11 protein-coding genes and 1 pseudogene are annotated in these 15,443 nt (G+C 61.9%); 5 read left to right on the top strand and 7 right to left on the bottom strand.

Features of this window, described 5'->3' with window-relative positions; genetic code table 11:
- Positions 1-17 precede the first annotated feature (17 nt).
- Genes CQ002_RS19000 through CQ002_RS18985 form a run of 4 tightly spaced genes read right to left on the bottom strand, consistent with a single transcriptional unit; the run spans position 18 to position 2,022 of the window.
- Positions 18-566, bottom strand: a complete 549-nt coding sequence (locus tag CQ002_RS19000; RefSeq protein WP_105162352.1) for a GNAT family N-acetyltransferase — start codon at positions 564-566, stop codon at positions 18-20.
- A 31-nt stretch (positions 567-597) separates the two neighbouring features.
- Positions 598-1,017, bottom strand: coding sequence for a hypothetical protein (locus CQ002_RS18995; protein ID WP_105162353.1), 420 nt, complete (start codon positions 1,015-1,017; stop codon positions 598-600).
- Positions 1,014-1,490, bottom strand: a complete 477-nt coding sequence (locus CQ002_RS18990; RefSeq protein ID WP_105162354.1) for a DUF6882 domain-containing protein — start codon at positions 1,488-1,490, stop codon at positions 1,014-1,016. Before CQ002_RS18990 ends, CQ002_RS18995 begins: the two co-directional genes overlap by 4 nt.
- Positions 1,477-2,022 (bottom strand): GNAT family N-acetyltransferase, encoded by a 546-nt coding sequence (locus tag CQ002_RS18985; protein ID WP_105162355.1) that lies wholly within the window; start codon positions 2,020-2,022, stop codon positions 1,477-1,479. The genes CQ002_RS18990 and CQ002_RS18985 overlap by 14 nt, the downstream gene beginning before the upstream one ends.
- Before the next feature lie 164 nt (positions 2,023-2,186).
- Here CQ002_RS18985 and CQ002_RS18980 point away from each other — a divergent pair, with 164 nt between their 5' ends.
- A complete protein-coding gene (locus CQ002_RS18980) occupies positions 2,187-2,747 on the top strand; it encodes a cysteine hydrolase family protein (RefSeq protein ID WP_034104948.1) in 561 nt (186 codons plus the stop codon).
- Positions 2,748-2,919: 172 nt separating this feature from the next.
- Here CQ002_RS18980 and CQ002_RS18975 read toward each other — a convergent pair whose 3' ends face one another.
- Positions 2,920-4,407, bottom strand: coding sequence for an FAD-dependent oxidoreductase (locus tag CQ002_RS18975; RefSeq protein ID WP_105162356.1), 1,488 nt, complete (start codon positions 4,405-4,407; stop codon positions 2,920-2,922).
- Between the two features lie 50 nt (positions 4,408-4,457).
- On the opposite strand from CQ002_RS18975, the gene CQ002_RS18970 reads away from it, so the two are divergent.
- Positions 4,458-4,955 (top strand): MarR family winged helix-turn-helix transcriptional regulator, encoded by a 498-nt coding sequence (locus CQ002_RS18970; protein WP_034104944.1) that lies wholly within the window; start codon positions 4,458-4,460, stop codon positions 4,953-4,955.
- Between the two features lie 105 nt (positions 4,956-5,060).
- Here CQ002_RS18970 and nirD read toward each other — a convergent pair whose 3' ends face one another.
- Together nirD and nirB are read right to left on the bottom strand one after the other, a co-directional pair.
- Positions 5,061-5,423, bottom strand: a complete 363-nt coding sequence (gene nirD / locus CQ002_RS18965; RefSeq protein ID WP_034104941.1) for a nitrite reductase small subunit NirD — start codon at positions 5,421-5,423, stop codon at positions 5,061-5,063.
- Positions 5,423-7,963: a nitrite reductase large subunit NirB gene (nirB, locus tag CQ002_RS18960; RefSeq protein ID WP_034104939.1), complete on the bottom strand. Its 2,541-nt coding sequence runs from the start codon at positions 7,961-7,963 to the stop codon at positions 5,423-5,425. The genes nirD and nirB overlap by 1 nt, the downstream gene beginning before the upstream one ends.
- 561 nt (positions 7,964-8,524) lie before the next feature.
- Between nirB and CQ002_RS18955 the strand changes: the two genes are divergently transcribed.
- From CQ002_RS18955 to CQ002_RS28945, 3 genes and pseudogenes are all read left to right on the top strand, one after another.
- Positions 8,525-12,508 carry a bifunctional nitrate reductase/sulfite reductase flavoprotein subunit alpha gene (locus CQ002_RS18955; protein WP_105162358.1) on the top strand — a complete coding sequence of 1,328 codons (3,984 nt, stop codon included), beginning with the start codon at positions 8,525-8,527 and terminating at the stop codon, positions 12,506-12,508.
- A gap of 138 nt (positions 12,509-12,646) precedes the next feature.
- Positions 12,647-13,741 (top strand): annotated as a pseudogene (locus tag CQ002_RS28950) (cache domain-containing protein); the annotation flags it as partial.
- Between the two features lie 87 nt (positions 13,742-13,828).
- Positions 13,829-14,596 carry a methyl-accepting chemotaxis protein gene (locus CQ002_RS28945; RefSeq protein ID WP_371919464.1) on the top strand — a complete coding sequence of 256 codons (768 nt, stop codon included), beginning with the start codon at positions 13,829-13,831 and terminating at the stop codon, positions 14,594-14,596.
- The last annotated feature ends 847 nt before the right edge of the window (positions 14,597-15,443 follow it).

The raw sequence follows: 15,443 nt of genomic DNA, 5'->3' as shown, positions 1-15,443 counted from the left end.
CGCTAGCCCCTCCCAACTCAACCAACATCACCCGAATTAATCAACGCCCTCAACACGTGATCCTCCCACACTCCAGCAATCTTCAAATACTCCCGTGCATACCCTTCCCGTTCGAACCCCAGCGACTCCAGAAGGCGTTCACTGCGGACATTGCTGGGCAAGTGGTTGGCCATGATTCGGTGCAGGCCCATTTGTTCGAAGCAGTATCGGTTGGTGATCTGCAGTGTTTTTTTCATCAACCCCCGACCTTGGGCGGATTCGGCCAGGGAAAAGCCTAGATGACAGGCCTCAAAGGCACCCTTCACGATATTCGTGTAGCTGCACCGCCCCGCCACTTCGCCACTCCCAGGTTGGAGCAGTAGGAAAAAGATCGAAGCTCCCGCTTGCATGGCTTGCACCTGCTGCTCGACCCTGGCATTGGCGCTATCAAGGGTAAAATAATGCGCGTCCCTCAGGGGTTCCCAAGGCTGCAGATGGCTGCGGTTAGCCTGTTCGTAGCGGTTGAGCAGATGGACATCATCACGGGTCAACGTTCGCAGGCAATAGCCTTCAACCGAATGAATCATAAGCGCTCCCGCGTGCCTGCTTCGGCAACGCTCAGTTAAACCAGCCCAGGTAAGTCATGCTTGCGGTGTTTTCTGGCACGCGCTGCAGCGGTTCGATCTGGGTAGACACTGAACGCCGGTCACCCCAGAGAGCGTTCTCCCCCAGTAAAATGAAGTGCGTGAAGGCTGCCACCCCGCGCCTTACCCGTTCTCTCTCGGCTGGGCTGGTGATCTGCGAGAGGACCTCTTGCGGGTCGCTGGCGAGTTCGACGAAGTCCGCGTCCATGTAGAACTCGAGTTCTTCCGCCAGGCGCCACGTTGGGTTGCGCGCTTCCCATGCGCTGTATTCGGTGTCGGTTGCGCTGTCGGACGGCGCTGGCTCCCACTGCTCGAAGGCAAACTGTTGTGCCTCGGCATCGCTGGCGAAGCTCGCTCCAAACAGGTGAAAGGCCCACGCAGTGTCTTGGGTCATTGAACTGTCCGTATCGACGTAATCGCCAGGAAGGTCGTCGGCCCATCGGGACCGGACGGCCCCCGATAACACCCTTGCGCCTGGAGGTGATGAACCGCTGCGGCGGTCAGTTCCCAGGCCATGCTTTCATCCTGAATGGCCAAGGCCTCGTCGTCGCCAAACAGGTCAACACCCGTGATGGCTTGAAGTTGCTTGAGTGGCAGCGCGGCCTCGCGCAATGCCGGGTCGACGCTAGGGTTGCTCCAGGCCCATTTCCAGGTACTGAATTTACCCGAATAGCTGCCGATGCTCACGACGTCTGCCACGACGGCCAGCCTGTCGTGGCTGTCAAAAAACTGGAGTACCCCCGTGGACTGTTCGAACCACCAGCGGGCCATTTCGCCCAGCCCGTAAACCCGGCTCAATTCCGTCTGTTTCAGTGACAGCTCATCCATCACTTGCGTCAAAAATGCTTCAAATTCATGGTCCGTCATGGACGTCTCCTTGTTCTGCAGCAAAGGCCAACCGATACCTGACTTCCTCCAGTGTCATGCCGCCCCTCACCAGGTTGCGCTCACTGCCTGCATCCGCGACACAGCCTGCCCGGCGATAAAACCGGATAGCCCTTTCATTACGGCTCAAGACCCAAAACGTTAACCCCTGAAAACCAAGCGCCCTCAATGTCTGCAGGCCGGCCTTCCACAAGGCCAGCCCAGCGCCCGTTTGCCAATACCGGGCCAACACATAGATGGCCATGACCTCGCCAGTATTTGCCCCGGCGGCATCTTCGTCACGGCTGGCGCCCACAGAGATCCAGCCGACGACGTGCTTATCCACCTGCGCGACCCACACGTTGGACTCGTCCGATTCTATCGCGCGCATCCAAAAGGATTCACGCTGAGCCAGGGAAGCGTCCAGCGAGCGCAGGTATTGAGCAGGCATCAGGTCACGATACGCGTCTTGCCAACTGCTGATATGCACCTGGGCAATGGCCTTTGCATCAGAGGGTAATGCCTTGCGGATCATTGAAGTATTCCTGCTTCGTACGCTGGACAATAACGGTAGCGAATAAAGGTAACGGATTTATTTTTCCATTGAGCAATCCGTTTCCTTTTCAGGCTTCGAATAATTCGCTGTCTGCCAGCACACGCAGGCTGATATGTTTCGAGCCTTACGCAAAGGGAGGTGCCATGCAACCGTTAGCCACCAACGCCGCACTGCTGATCATCGACATGCAGCAAGGCATGAACGAACCGAAGCTGGGGCGACGCAACAACCCAGGCGCCGAAGTGCAGATGCAGCGCCTGCTAAAGGCGTGGCGGCAATGCAACCGCCCGGTCGTGCACATCCGGCACATTTCCCGCGCCCCCGACTCGGTGTTCTGGCCCGGCCAACCGGGGTGCGAGTTCCAGCCCGCACTGCAACCGCTTGCGCAGGAGCATGTGGTGGAGAAGAACGTTCCGGATGCGTTCGCCGCAACGGGGTTGGAGCGCTGGCTGCACGTGCGCTCGATCCGGCAACTGGTGATCGTCGGCGTGATCACCAACAACTCGGTCGAGTCCACGGCACGCTCAGGCGGCAACTTGGGCTTTGAGGTAACGGTGGTTTCCGACGCCTGCTACACCTTCGATCAAGTCGATTTGTGCGGGCGTCTGTGGCCGGCCGAGGACGTGCATGCGTTGTCACTGAGCAACCTGGCGATGGACTATGCCGGGGTTGAAGAGACCGACGAAATCCTGGCTCGTTGCTGAGTGGCGCCGTCATGCATTCGGTGCACCGAATGCGTTGGCGTGCAGATACGCCTTCAGATGACCTTGTCGTGGATGCCATTGCGGGCGAGTTCAACGCGGTCCTGGATCAGCGCCATATCGTGTCCTTGGTCAAATGAGTGGGGCAGGCAGCTTCACGCGTCATCCCACACCGTCAGCATTGGACCCGCTGCAGATAGTCTTCCACGGCATCTATATGCGCTGAAGAAAACACCGCCCCAATATACCCATCAGGCCGCACCAGCACCCACTCGCCAATCGCCAGCCCATAGATGCGTTGAAAGTGCCCCTGGTCGTCGATCACGTCGCCGCCGGCCCCAACGGTATGCATCTGCACGCCAGGCCGCGCCTTGACTAAGTCACCCGCTACGCCGTAGCCCAGCAGTGTCCAGTGTGGTCCCTGAAAGAGGTTGAACACGCGCAGTGCCTGCCCAGCGGCACCCCGGACCGGCGCGTCCGGCGCCCGGTCGCCGGCGGCAACGCCGTTGCGCGCGGGATGCTGCAACGCCAGCGAGGACTCGGGGTAGCCGATATCCAATTGATGCACTTCCCTGCCCCGCCGCAGTTCGCCGTGATTCATCTCGCCCAGCAGCTTGGTGGACAAGCCCAGCACAGAGACAGCGACCGGCCGGCGCTCTTCTTCGTAGGTGTCGAGCAAACCATCAGGCGCGCCCTGCACCACCGCCGCCAGCTTCCAGCCGAGGTTGTAGGCGTCCTGCACACTGGTATTGAGGCCCTGGCCACCGGTGGGCGGATGGATATGCGCGGCGTCCCCCACCAGCAGCACCCGGCCCAGGCGGTATTGGTCAGCCAAGCGTGCGTTCATGGTGTAGGCCGACGACCAGGTCACGCTGTGGACCTGGAGATCGGCGCGGCCGGTGCGCTGGGCGAGCAGGTGCGTGAGCCCTTCGGCGCTGAAGTCGATGTCGACCTCCGGGGGGATCGGCGCCTGGATCTGAAACAGGTCGGTGCCGGCCAGCGGGCATATCGCAACCTGGCGCTGCTCATCACCTTCTCCGAAACGGTGCCAGGCATCACGTGTGAGGCCGCTAAGCACCACATCTGCCACCAGGGCCCGTACGCCAAGGGTCTTGCCGGGGAAGCCGATATCCAGCGCGTGCCTCACAAAGCTGCGACCGCCATCGGCACCCACCAGCCAACGTGCACGAACGCTTTCTTCACCGGCCTTGCCGACCAGTCGCGCGGTGACGCCCTCGGCATCCTGTTCGACCCCCACCAGCTCACAACCACACTCAGGCAGGTGGCCCAGTTCAAGCAAGCGCTCGCGCATCACCTGTTCGGTCAAAAACTGCGGCACCATCAACGGTTGCTGGTAAGGCTCAGCAGGTGTCGGGGCCTTGGATTGGGTGAATTCGACGTCGCGGTAGCTGCCATCGTCGCGGTAGCGCCGGTCAGTCGGATAGACTCCACCCACGGCCATCAACCGATCGAGAATCCCCAGGTCTTCGAAGACTTCCTGTGACCTGGGCTGGATGCCCTTGCCGCGTGAGCCTTGGAAGGGCTGGTGGTTTTTTTCGATCAGGCGGAAGGTGATACCCCTTCTCGCCAGGTCGATCGCCAAGGTCAAGCCGGCGGCACCGGCACCGCAAATCAGTACATCGACAGCGAATTGCGCTTTCATAGTGGATCACCTATATGTGCAATACGCACATATTAAAAGAGGCCAACACCGTGTCAATTAAAAATGTGCAAAACGCACATATATCCGCCCAGTTGCGCGACCTGCATGGCTCTTTGGTTGAGATCGTGGGTGTGATGAACCGCCCACAACGCGACGAGGCAATGGTGCGCGAAGCCGGCATTTCTCTGGATCGCGCCCTGTTTCCGCTGCTGGTGCTGGTGGAGCGCCTGGGCCCGATCGGCGTGGTGGAACTGGCCGACCGCGTGGGCCGCGACTACACCACGGTAAGCCGGCAGGTGGCGAAGCTGGAAAGCCTGGGGCTGGTGGTGCGCCAGGCAAGCGCACTTGATCGCCGCGTGCGGGAGTCGGTGATTACCGAGAAAGGCAAGGCCATGACTGACCGTGTCGACGACGCGCGGGAGAGAATCGGTGTGTCGATCTTCTCGACGTGGGATGAAGGCGATTTCGACAACCTGGTACGGTTGATGCGCAAGTTTGCCGAAGACATAAAGAATGATTCAGTGCGTGCGACCAAAGACATCGCCTAAGGCACTGCACTTTTTTTCCTGTGGCTGATGGAATTGTCATGGCTGGCAGGGTTGTTCAGGCTGATGAGCGCTCATCAGCCTGAACAGCGCGCTTGCCACACGGTATTAATCCAATGCCAATTCCACCCCCCCACCGTTCAACCGCACTGGCCACACCCGCAGCCTCTGGTCAGGCGCCTCCAGGCACTGCCCGTCTTCCAACCGGTAATGCTGCTTGTAGATCGGCGCCGCCACTACCAGGTCGCCCTTGATGCTGCCAATCAAACCGCGACCGATCACATTGGCCCCGGATTCCGGGTCATGGTTGTCGATGGCATACAACGTCTGGTCCTGCGCGCCCGGCAGGTAGAACAGCGCCACTTGCGCACCGTCCAACCACACCACCACGCCGGAATTGCTCACCAGGTCGGTCTCGCTGCACACACGTTTCCAGGTGGCCAGCGTGCGTTGGGTATTGGGCTGGCTCATCAGGCAATCTCCTCGGTGACGGGAATCAGGTTGAGTTCGGCGGCCATGATCGGGCGGCGCTGGCCGCGTTCCTGGACGAAATGGATGTCCGGGTCGGGACGTTTGTCGTTGACGAAGGTGCGGAAGCGCTTGAGCTTCTCCGGGTCCTTGAGGGCGTTGGCCCACTCGCATTCGTAGCGGTCCACCACCAACTGCATCTGGGCTTCGAGTTCGTCACCCAGCCCCAGGCTGTCGTGCAGGATCACGTCCTTGAGGAAATCCAGGCCACCCTCCAGGCTCTCGCGCCATACCGACGTGCGCTGCAACTTGTCGGCGGTGCGGATATAGAACATCAGGAAACGGTCGATGTAGCGGATCAGCGTGGCGTCATCCAGGTCGGTGGCGAACAACTCGGCATGGCGTGGGCGCATACCGCCGTTACCGGCAATGTAGAGGTTCCAGCCCTTCTCGGTGGCGATCACGCCCACGTCCTTGCTTTGGGCTTCGGCGCACTCGCGGGTGCAGCCGGACACCGCGAACTTGAGCTTGTGCGGCGAGCGCAGGCCCTTGTAGCGGTCCTCGATCAGCAGCGCCATTTTCACGCTGTCTTGCACGCCGTAGCGGCACCAGGTGCTGCCCACGCAGGACTTCACCGTACGCGTGGACTTGCCATACGCATGCCCGGTCTCGAAGCCCGCCGCGATCAATTCGCTCCAGATGTCCGGCAGCTCGTGCAATTGCGCGCCGAACAGGTCGATGCGCTGGCCACCGGTGATCTTGGTGTAGAGGTCGTATTTCTTCGCCACTTCGCCGATGACGATGAGTTTATCCGCGGTGATCTCGCCGCCTGGAATACGCGGCACCACCGAGTAGGTGCCGTTCTTCTGCATGTTGGCCATGAACGTGTCGTTGGTGTCCTGCAACGGCACCAGGGACGCATCCATGATCGGCTGGTTCCAGCACGACGCCAGGATCGAACCCACCGCTGGCTTGCACACGTCGCAACCGATATGGCCACGGCCGTGTTTGGCCAGCAGTTCGTCGAAAGTGAGGATGCCTTCCACACGCACCAAGGCGTACAACTCCTGCCGGGTATAGGCGAAATGTTCGCACAGGCTTTTGTCGACGCTGACGCCACGCGCAATCAGCTCATGCTCGAACACTTGCTTGAGCAACCCGGCGCAGCCACCGCAACCGGTGCAGGCTTTGGTCTGGGATTTGAGCAGGCCGAGGTCGCTACAGCCGCTGTCGATGGCCGAGCAGATCGCGCCTTTGGTCACGTTATGGCACGAGCACACGGTGGCCGATTCCGGCAACGCGCCGGGGCCCAGGGTCGGCGCGCCGCTGGAGGATGGCAAGATCAGGCTGGCCGGTTCGGAAGGCAGCGCGATGCCGTTCTGCATGTATTGCAGCAACGTGTCGTAATAGCTGTTGTCGCCCACCAGGACGGCACCGATCACCTGCTTGCCCGAGGCATCCACTACCAGGCGGCGATAGCTGGCGCTGGCTTCGTCGATAAATTGGTAGCTGCGCGCGCCGGGGGTGTGGGCGTGGGCATCCCCAATGGAGCCCACGTCCACGCCCAGCAACTTGAGTTTGGTGGACATGTCGGCCCCCACGAACGGCTCGGCGGTTTGCGCGCAGAGCAGCGCGGCGACGCCTCGGGCCATCTGGTAGCCTGGCGCGACCAGGCCGAACAGGCTGCCGTTCCAGGAGGCGCATTCGCCAATCGCGTAGATGTGCGGGTCGCAACTCAGGCATTCGTCGTTGATCACCACGCCACCGCGCGGGCCGATGTCCAGGCCGGCCTGACGGGCCAGCGCGTCCTGGGCGCGTATACCGGCGGAGAACACGATCAAGTCGGTCTCGAGGAATTCGTCATTGGCAAAGTTCATGCGGTAGCGGTAGTGCTCGCCCGCGCTGATCGACTGAGTGGCGCGCGACAAATGCACCCCCACGCCCAGCCGCTCGATCTGCGCCTTGAGCGCCAGGCCGCCAAAATCGTCCAGTTGCACCGGCATCAAGCGCGGCGCGAACTCCACCACATGGGCTTCAAGGCCCAGGCTTTTCAGCGCGTTGGCGGCTTCCAGGCCCAGCAGACCGCCGCCCACCACCACACCGCGCTTGGCGTTGGCCGCCGCCTTGCGAATCGCATCCAGGTCTTCAAGTGTGCGATACACCAGCCGTGAATCGCCTTCTGCGCCGTCGATGGGCGGCACGAACGGGTAGGAGCCCGTGGCCAACACCAGCTTGTCATAGGCGACGCAGCCGTTGGCGGTGATCACTTCGCAGCGGGCTCGGTCGATCTCCAGCACCGGCACGCCCAAGTGCAGGGTCACGCCTGGCGTCTGATACAACGAGGCGTCGGACAAGGCCAGGGACTCGGCATCACGGCCGGTAAAATACTCGGACAAATGCACCCGGTCATAGGCGCGCATCGGCTCCTCGCTGAATACATGCAAACGGTAGTGATCCAGCGCGCCGCGTTCGATCAGTTGCGCCACACAGTGGTGGCCGACCATGCCATTGCCGACAACGACCAGGGTTTTGAGATTGTTCATATAAGGCACCCGACAAAGCTCATCACGGTTTAAAAAGCAAAAAAAAACGCCTGAAACCTTGCGGTTCCAGGCGTCTTTGCCTGTTCTCATGCGGGGTCTGGTCGGGCGACTTCGCCGGTTCCACCGCTATTGCCCCAACGTATCGATCGTCGTTGACCGAGGTGGGTTGAGCCGGATCTTGCAGGGTCTGTGCCAAGCGAACGCGAGGCCAGCATTCACGCCTCAGCAGGTCAGCCAGCCATCCTGAGCAGCAGCTCCAGCGCCTCTAACTGGTGCACCTCGCGTCATAAAAGTGCATGAGTCGCCATGCGCTGAAGGGTTTCCCGTGGTGAGTGGGCTTGCCGCGCGCGCGGGCACCGCGACCTCAATGCAAGGGGCTGCCGTTTAGCCAAAGGCCCGCCCCCCCAACAAACCGCGTCGTGAATAAACTGGCGCGTGACTTGCTAGTAACACTTCAACCAAGCAGTCAACGCAGACTGCCCTCTCACGACAAAGGCGCCGTGTAATCCCCGTTTTCAACGGAGGGTTACAGGGCGCCTTTTTTGTTTATATGGGTTTCAGATGGCCAACCAAAGCATACGCAGTGTGTGTCCTTATTGTGGCGTGGGCTGCGGCATCATCCTGCAGGTCGAGCACAATACAGTCGTCAAGGTGATCGGCGACAAGGCCCATCCCACCAACTCCGGACGCCTGTGCACCAAGGGCAACACCTGCGGGCAAGCCATTGCGGAGTCCGGGCGCATGGAGAATGCCTATGTACGCCAGGCACGCGCGCATGACGCCGTGCGCATCGCCATGGACACGGCCATCAGCGAAACCGCGCGCCGCTTGCGCCACGTTCTCGACACCCATGGGCCAGACGCGTTGGCCTTCTACGTGTCGGGCCAGATGTCGCTGGAGTCCCAATACCTGATCAACAAATTGGCCAAGGGCTTCGTACGCACCGCCAACATCGAGTCCAACTCACGCCTGTGCATGGCCAGTGCTGGCAGCGGCTATAAATTGTCGCTCGGCGCAGACGGCCCACCGGGCTCCTATGAAGACTTCGACCGCGCTGACGTGTTCTTTGTCATCGGCGCGAATATGGCTGACTGTCACCCCATCCTGTTTCTGCGCATGATGGACCGGGTCAAGGCCGGGGCGAAGCTGATCGTGGTCGACCCTCGGCGCAGTGCCACGGCAGACAAAGCCAACCTGTTCCTGCCAATCAAGCCCGGCACCGACTTGGCGTTGCTCAATGGCCTGCTGCACCTGCTGGTTAAAAACGGGCATACCGACCCCGACTTTATCGCCGCATTCACCGAGGGCTGGGAGGCCTTGCCCACGTTTCTCGAGGACTATTCGCCACAACGGGTCGCAGGCATCACCGGCCTTGCAGAAGCCGATATCCGCCAAGCCGCCGACTGGATCGGCCAGGCCGCCGAATGGATGAGCTGCTGGACCATGGGCCTGAACCAGAGCACCCACGGCACCTGGAACACCAACGCCCTGTGCAACCTGCACCTGGCCACCGGCGCCATCTGCCGGCCAGGCAGCGGGCCGTTTTCCCTCACCGGTCAACCCAACGCCATGGGCGGTCGCGAGATGGGCTACATGGGCCCGGGCCTGCCGGGGCAGCGCTCGGTACTGGTCGAGGCGGACCGCGCGTTTATCGAGGACCTGTGGCAGATCCCCCACGACAGCCTGCCGCGCCAGCCCGGCGGCGGCACCGTGGCCATGTTCGAGCAGATGGTTGCCGGGCAGATCAAGGCCTGCTGGATTATCTGCACCAACCCGGTCGCCAGCGTGCCCAACCGGCAAACGGTCATCGACGGGCTGCAAACCGCCGACCTGGTGATCACCCAGGATGCCTTCCTCGACACCGAGACCAACCGCTACGCCGACATCCTCTTGCCCGGCGCGCTGTGGGCCGAGGCCGAAGGGGTGATGATCAACTCCGAACGCAACCTGACCCTCATGCAGAAAGCCGTCGACGCCCCCGGCGAGGCCTTGCCCGACTGGCAGATCATCGCCAGGGTCGCCTGTGAGATGGGCTTCGCCGAGGCGTTCACCTATGCATCCGCCGCCGACGTGTTCGAAGAAATCAAACGCGCCTGGAACCCCCGGACCGGCTACGACATTCGGGGGGCAAGCTACCCGCGCCTGCGTGAACAACCGCTGCAGTGGCCCTGCGCATCCGTTGCTGCTGCACCCCGCAACCCGATCCGCTACCGCCACGAGGGTACCCTCACCTTCGCCACCGAAACCGGCAAGGCCCAGTTCCTCGCCCGGCCCCATATGCCGCCGGCGGAGATGCCCGACGATGCATTCCCCTTCGTGCTCAACACCGGCCGCGTGCAGCACCAATGGCACACCCTGACCAAGACCGGCAAGGTCGCCACCCTGAACAAACTCAACCCCGGCCCGTTTGTGGAACTGCACCCCGAGGACGCCGCCCGCCTGGGTATAAAAGCCAAGGACGCCGTTGAAATACGCTCCCGGCGCGGTCGCGCCGTGCTGCCCGCCGTGGTCACCGATCGCGTGCGGCCCGGCAACTGTTTTGCGCCGTTTCATTGGAACGATGTGTTTGGCGAACACCTGGCAATCAACGCTGTGACCAACGATGCCGTGGACCCGATTTCCCTGCAGCCCGAGTTCAAGTGCTGCGCCGTCGCGTTGGCCCGCGTCGAACTGATCGACCATCAGTGCCTCGACCTCCACGCCCCTGAACCTGAGGACACTGCCATGTCGCGCCTCGACGCCTTTGCCCAAATCGCCGGCATTCGCAACCTGCCACAACCGTCATTGAGTGATGACGAGCGCACCTACCTCGCCGGTTTCCTCAGTGGCCTGCAATCCAGCGCCGCACGCCAGGCCATCGGTGTGCCGGTAATGCCCGCGAATGCGCCGCTGACCGACGCGTCCCGGCTGTGGCTGAACGGCTTGCTCGGCGGGTTGTTCAGCCATACGCAAGCCGTTGCAGCGCCCTCCCCGGGCGTCACCCTGCTGTGGGCCTCGCAAACCGGCAACGCCGAAGCCCTGGCCGAACGTTTCGCCAAGCGCCTGCGCGACGCGGGTATCACGGTGGAACTGAGCGCGATGTCGGACTTCCCTGCGAGCAAGCTGGCGAACACCCAGACCCTGGCGCTGATCAGCAGCACCTTTGGTGACGGCGATCCGCCGGACAATGGCGAAGGTTTCTGGTACAGCCTCAGCACCGCCCCGACGCGCCTGGAGTCGCTGCGCTTTGCGGTACTGGCCCTGGGCGATCCGAACTATGACCAGTTCTGCAACCACGGAAAACGGCTCGACCAGCGCCTGTCGGAGCTGGGCGCAACTCGCCTGCTTGAGCGTGTCGACTGCGATACCGAATTCGAAGCCATCGCCGATGCCTGGTTGACGCGCTTTCAACACGCCCTCAACCCGGTGAAGCCCGTGGTGCTCGCCACACCCGCCACGCCTGCCGGTAAAACCAAGCTGTACGGGTCACGCCTGCTGCTCAACCGGCACCTGAATCCGCAAAGCCCCCACAAGGAAACCCGCCAGTTCGCCCTGGACCTGGGCGACTCCGGGCTGACCTACGAAGCCGGCGACGCGTTGGGCGTGCGGCCGCGCAACTGCCCCGCGTTGGTCAGCGAGTTGCTTGACCTCACCCGCCTGAGTGGCAGCACCAGCGTGAACATCGACACCTTCGGCGATGTCCCACTGCAACAGGCACTCATCCAGCATTTCGAAATTGCCCGGCCCAGCAGCGACACCTTGGCCTTCATCGCCGAGCGCAGCGCCGACCCAGGCCTCAAGCGCCTGCTCAACCCTGAGCACAAGGCCGAATTGAATGACTGGCTGTGGGGCCGACAACTGGCGGACGTGCTGCACGAATACCCCATCGAGTGCTCGGCGGACGAGCTGCTGGGCACCCTCAAGCGCCTGCAACCGCGCCTGTATTCGATCGCTTCGAGTGCCAAGGCCTACCCGCAGGAAGTGCACCTCACCGTGGCGGCCGTGCGGTATGGCAAGCGCAAAGGCGTGTCCTCGACCTTCCTGGCCGACCGCGCCGACGACGGTGAAGTGCCGTTGTTCGTACAGCCCTCCAAACACTTTCGCACGCCCAGTGACGGCGAGGTGCCAATGATCATGATTGGCCCAGGGACCGGCGTTGCGCCGTTCCGCGCGTTCCTGCAGGAGCGCCGCGCACTCGGTCATCAGGGGCGCAACTGGTTGTTCTTCGGCGAACAGCACGCGGCCACTGACTTCTACTATCAGGACGAACTGCAAGGCCTGCAGCGCGACGGCCTGCTCACCCACTTGAGCCTGGCGTTCTCCCGCGACCAGCCGCAAAAGGTCTACGTGCAGGACCGCATTCGCGAACACGGCGCCGAGTTGTGGCGCTGGTTGCAGGACGGCGCGAAGCTGTACATCTGCGGCGATGCCAGCCATATGGCCAAAGACGTCGAACAAGCCCTGCGCCAAGTGGCGCAAAACCACGGCGGGCTTGGCGTGGAAGGCGCGGTTGAGTACTGGCGGCAACTGAGCGAGCAGAAGCGTTACCTGCGTGATGTATATTGATTGGATACAGAACAATGCACAGTTTGTATTGTGTACAAAAAACCTTAAAGGTTTGCTGATGCCGAGCCGAAACAGCAGTGATAGCAAATCGCCGCAACCCGAGTCAGGCGCGCGACGATTTGGCCGCCCTCTACGCTGATGGTCGTCTCGATGAAAATAAAAAATAAGCTGGTACTGGCATTTGTCTCTGTAGCGTTTATCCCGGTCAGCCTAGTGGCCGTGATTTCGGTCATGAATACGCGGACTCAGGCGGTCGATCAGTTCATTGATGGCAGCACCCGGGAAATCCGCCAGATCGATGGCAACATCCGTCAGTTCTTCGACGGCACACTGCAAAACGTCGATCAAATGGCCACCGATCCTGTATACACATCGGTGAGCACGCTGAAGAACTACCAGCCTGCCGATGCGGCCAGTCAACCGATGCCCGCAGAGGCGCAAACGGTGATCGACCGCTTCGCCCGCTTTGGCGCCACCCATCCGGCGGCGGCGATCCTGTCCATCGGTCTCGAAGACGGCACCTACGCCAAGTGGCCGGACGACCCGCAGCTGGCCAAGTACGACCCCCGCACCCGCCCCTGGTACAAAGCGGCGATGGCCAGCCCTGGCAAGACCGTGCGCACGCCCGCTTACTACTACGACAAAGATGACGTGGCGCTGGTGGGCACCGCACGGGCCTTGCTGGATAACGGCAAGCCCAAGGGCGTGTTCGTGGTCAGCGTCTCGCTGAAGAACCTGACCGAGTTGGTCAAGAGCATCAAGCTGGGCGAAAGCGGCTACGTGATGCTGATCGAAGACGGCGTGGTGCTGGTGGACCCACGCGACGCCGCCCACAGTTTCAAACCGCTCAAGGACCTCGGCGCGCCGTATGCGCAACTGGCCGACACACCTCAAGGCCCTACCGAAGTCGTGATCGATGGCGTGCGCTACATGGCCAACGTGTGGACGTCGCCCGGTCTCGGCTGGCGCTATATCGGGCTGATCGAACACCGTGAAGTCATGGCCGAAGCCACGCGCATGACCTACCTCACCGCGATCATCGTTGGCGTGCTGGTGCTGATCTTCGGGCTGATCGCGGCGGCGTTCTCCAAGGTCATCGTCAAGCCCATCGGCCAGGTCAGCACCGGCCTGCAGTCCATCGCCCAGGGCGAAGGTGACTTGCGCCACGAACTGCACGTGCAGGGCAAGGACGAAACCGCCGAACTGGCCGGCTGGTTCAACAAGTTTCTCGCGGCCATCCGCCAACTGATCCAGCATATCGGCGCGGCGTCGGCCAATCTGCAGAACGCCTCCAAGGTCAACAGTGAAGTGGCGCACAACATGAACGAGGCTGCCGGACGCCAGCGCGAGGCCGTCGAATTGGTCTCGACGGCGTTCAACGAAATGGTGGCCACCGCCAACGAAGTGGCGCGCTCATGCAGCGGTGCGGCGGAGTCCGCCGAGAACGGGCACCGTCGCGTGGCCGAGGGCAAGCAGCAGATCGAAGTCACCACCGACAACGTCAACCGCCTGGGCCGGCGTCTCACCGAGTCATCCCAGGCCATGGTCGAACTGGAGGCCGGCAGCCGCAGCATCAACCAGATCCTTGGAACCATCCGCGCGATTGCCGAACAGACCAACCTCTTGGCGCTCAACGCCGCCATCGAAGCCGCCCGTGCCGGTGACCAGGGTCGTGGCTTTGCCGTCGTGGCCGATGAAGTGCGCGCCCTGGCCAAACGCACGTCCGACTCCACTGGCGAGATCGAGCAACTGCTCGGCACCCTGGAAAACAAGACCCAGGAAGTCACGCAAAAGATGGGCAGTTGCCTGGACCTGTCGCGGGCCAGTGTGTCCTCTATCGAAAGCGCGCGGGACAGTTTTGAAGGCATCCAGCTGTCGGTGAACGAGATCCGCGACCAGAACCTGCAGATCTCCGCCGCTGCCGAAGAACAACACAGCGTGGCCGAAGAGATCAACCGGCATATCCAGCAGATCTACGACGAAGCACGGCTGGTGGAGAGCCTCGCCAACTCGGCGCAGGACGATTCGGGGCGGCTGTCGGATTTGTCGGATGAGCTCAATGGCTTGGTGGGTAGGTTCAAGTCCTGAGGAACGGCTGCGTCTACGGACGCAATTTGAGCCAAGGCGAAGCTCAACTGTGGGAGCTGTCGAGCCCCGGCGAGGCTGCGAAGGCGGCGGCACTGCCAACCTCTTCATCAACTGACACTCCGCTAGCGCAGCCTCGCTAAAGCTCGACAGCTCCCACAGGGGATCTATGTTGATCGCGGGATTTGGAGTGTGCCTGCGGACGCAATTTAAGCCATGGCGAAGCTCAACTGTGGGAGCTGTCGAGCCCCGGCGAGGCTGCGAAGACGGCGGCACTGCCAACCTCTTCATCGCCTGACACTCCGCTATCGCAGCCTCGCTAAAGCTCGACAGCTCCCACAGGGGATCTATGTTAATGGTGGGATTTGAGTTGTGCCTGCGGACACAATTTGAGCCATGGCGAAGCTCAAGTGTGGGAGCTGTCGAGCCCCGGCGAGGCTGCGAAGGCGGCGGCACTGCTGATATTTTCATCGCCTGACACTCCGCTATCGCAGCCTCGCTAAAGCTCGACAGCTCCCACAGGGAATCTGTGTTGATCGCGGGATTTGGAGTGTGCCTGCGGACGCAATTTAAGCCATGGCGAAGCTCAAGTGTGGGAGCTGTCGAGCCCCGGCGAGGCTGCGAAGGCGGCGGCACTGCTGATATTTTCACCGCCTGACCCACCGCTATCGCAGCCTCGCTAAAGCTCGACAGCTCCCACAGGGGATCTATGTTGATGGTGGGATTTGAGTTGTGCCTGCGGACACAATTTGAGCCATGGCGAAGCTCAACTGTGGGAGCTGTCGAGCCCCGGCGAGGCTGCGAAGGCGGCGGCACTGCTGATATTTTCATCGCCTGACACTCCGCTATC

This window comes from Pseudomonas sp. MYb13, from assembly GCF_002980075.1.
Lineage (GTDB): Bacteria > Pseudomonadota > Gammaproteobacteria > Pseudomonadales > Pseudomonadaceae > Aquipseudomonas > Aquipseudomonas lurida.
This window is presented reverse-complemented; position numbering and strand designations above follow the sequence as displayed.

Excerpts from the sequence above, each read along its gene's own strand:
- CQ002_RS19000 (WP_105162352.1), bottom strand. The coding sequence starts at position 566 with ATGATTCATTCGGTTGAAGGCTATTGCCTGCGAACGTTGACCCGTGAT.
- CQ002_RS18995 (WP_105162353.1), bottom strand. The coding sequence starts at position 1,017 with ATGACCCAAGACACTGCGTGGGCCTTTCACCTGTTTGGAGCGAGCTTC.
- CQ002_RS18990 (WP_105162354.1), bottom strand. The coding sequence starts at position 1,490 with ATGACGGACCATGAATTTGAAGCATTTTTGACGCAAGTGATGGATGAG.
- CQ002_RS18985 (WP_105162355.1), bottom strand. The coding sequence starts at position 2,022 with ATGATCCGCAAGGCATTACCCTCTGATGCAAAGGCCATTGCCCAGGTG.
- CQ002_RS18980 (WP_034104948.1), top strand. The coding sequence starts at position 2,187 with ATGCAACCGTTAGCCACCAACGCCGCACTGCTGATCATCGACATGCAG.
- CQ002_RS18975 (WP_105162356.1), bottom strand. The coding sequence starts at position 4,407 with ATGAAAGCGCAATTCGCTGTCGATGTACTGATTTGCGGTGCCGGTGCC.
- nirD (WP_034104941.1), bottom strand. The coding sequence starts at position 5,423 with ATGAGCCAGCCCAATACCCAACGCACGCTGGCCACCTGGAAACGTGTG.
- nirB (WP_034104939.1), bottom strand. The coding sequence starts at position 7,963 with ATGAACAATCTCAAAACCCTGGTCGTTGTCGGCAATGGCATGGTCGGC.
- CQ002_RS18955 (WP_105162358.1), top strand. The coding sequence starts at position 8,525 with ATGGCCAACCAAAGCATACGCAGTGTGTGTCCTTATTGTGGCGTGGGC.
- CQ002_RS28945 (WP_371919464.1), top strand. The coding sequence starts at position 13,829 with ATGAACGAGGCTGCCGGACGCCAGCGCGAGGCCGTCGAATTGGTCTCG.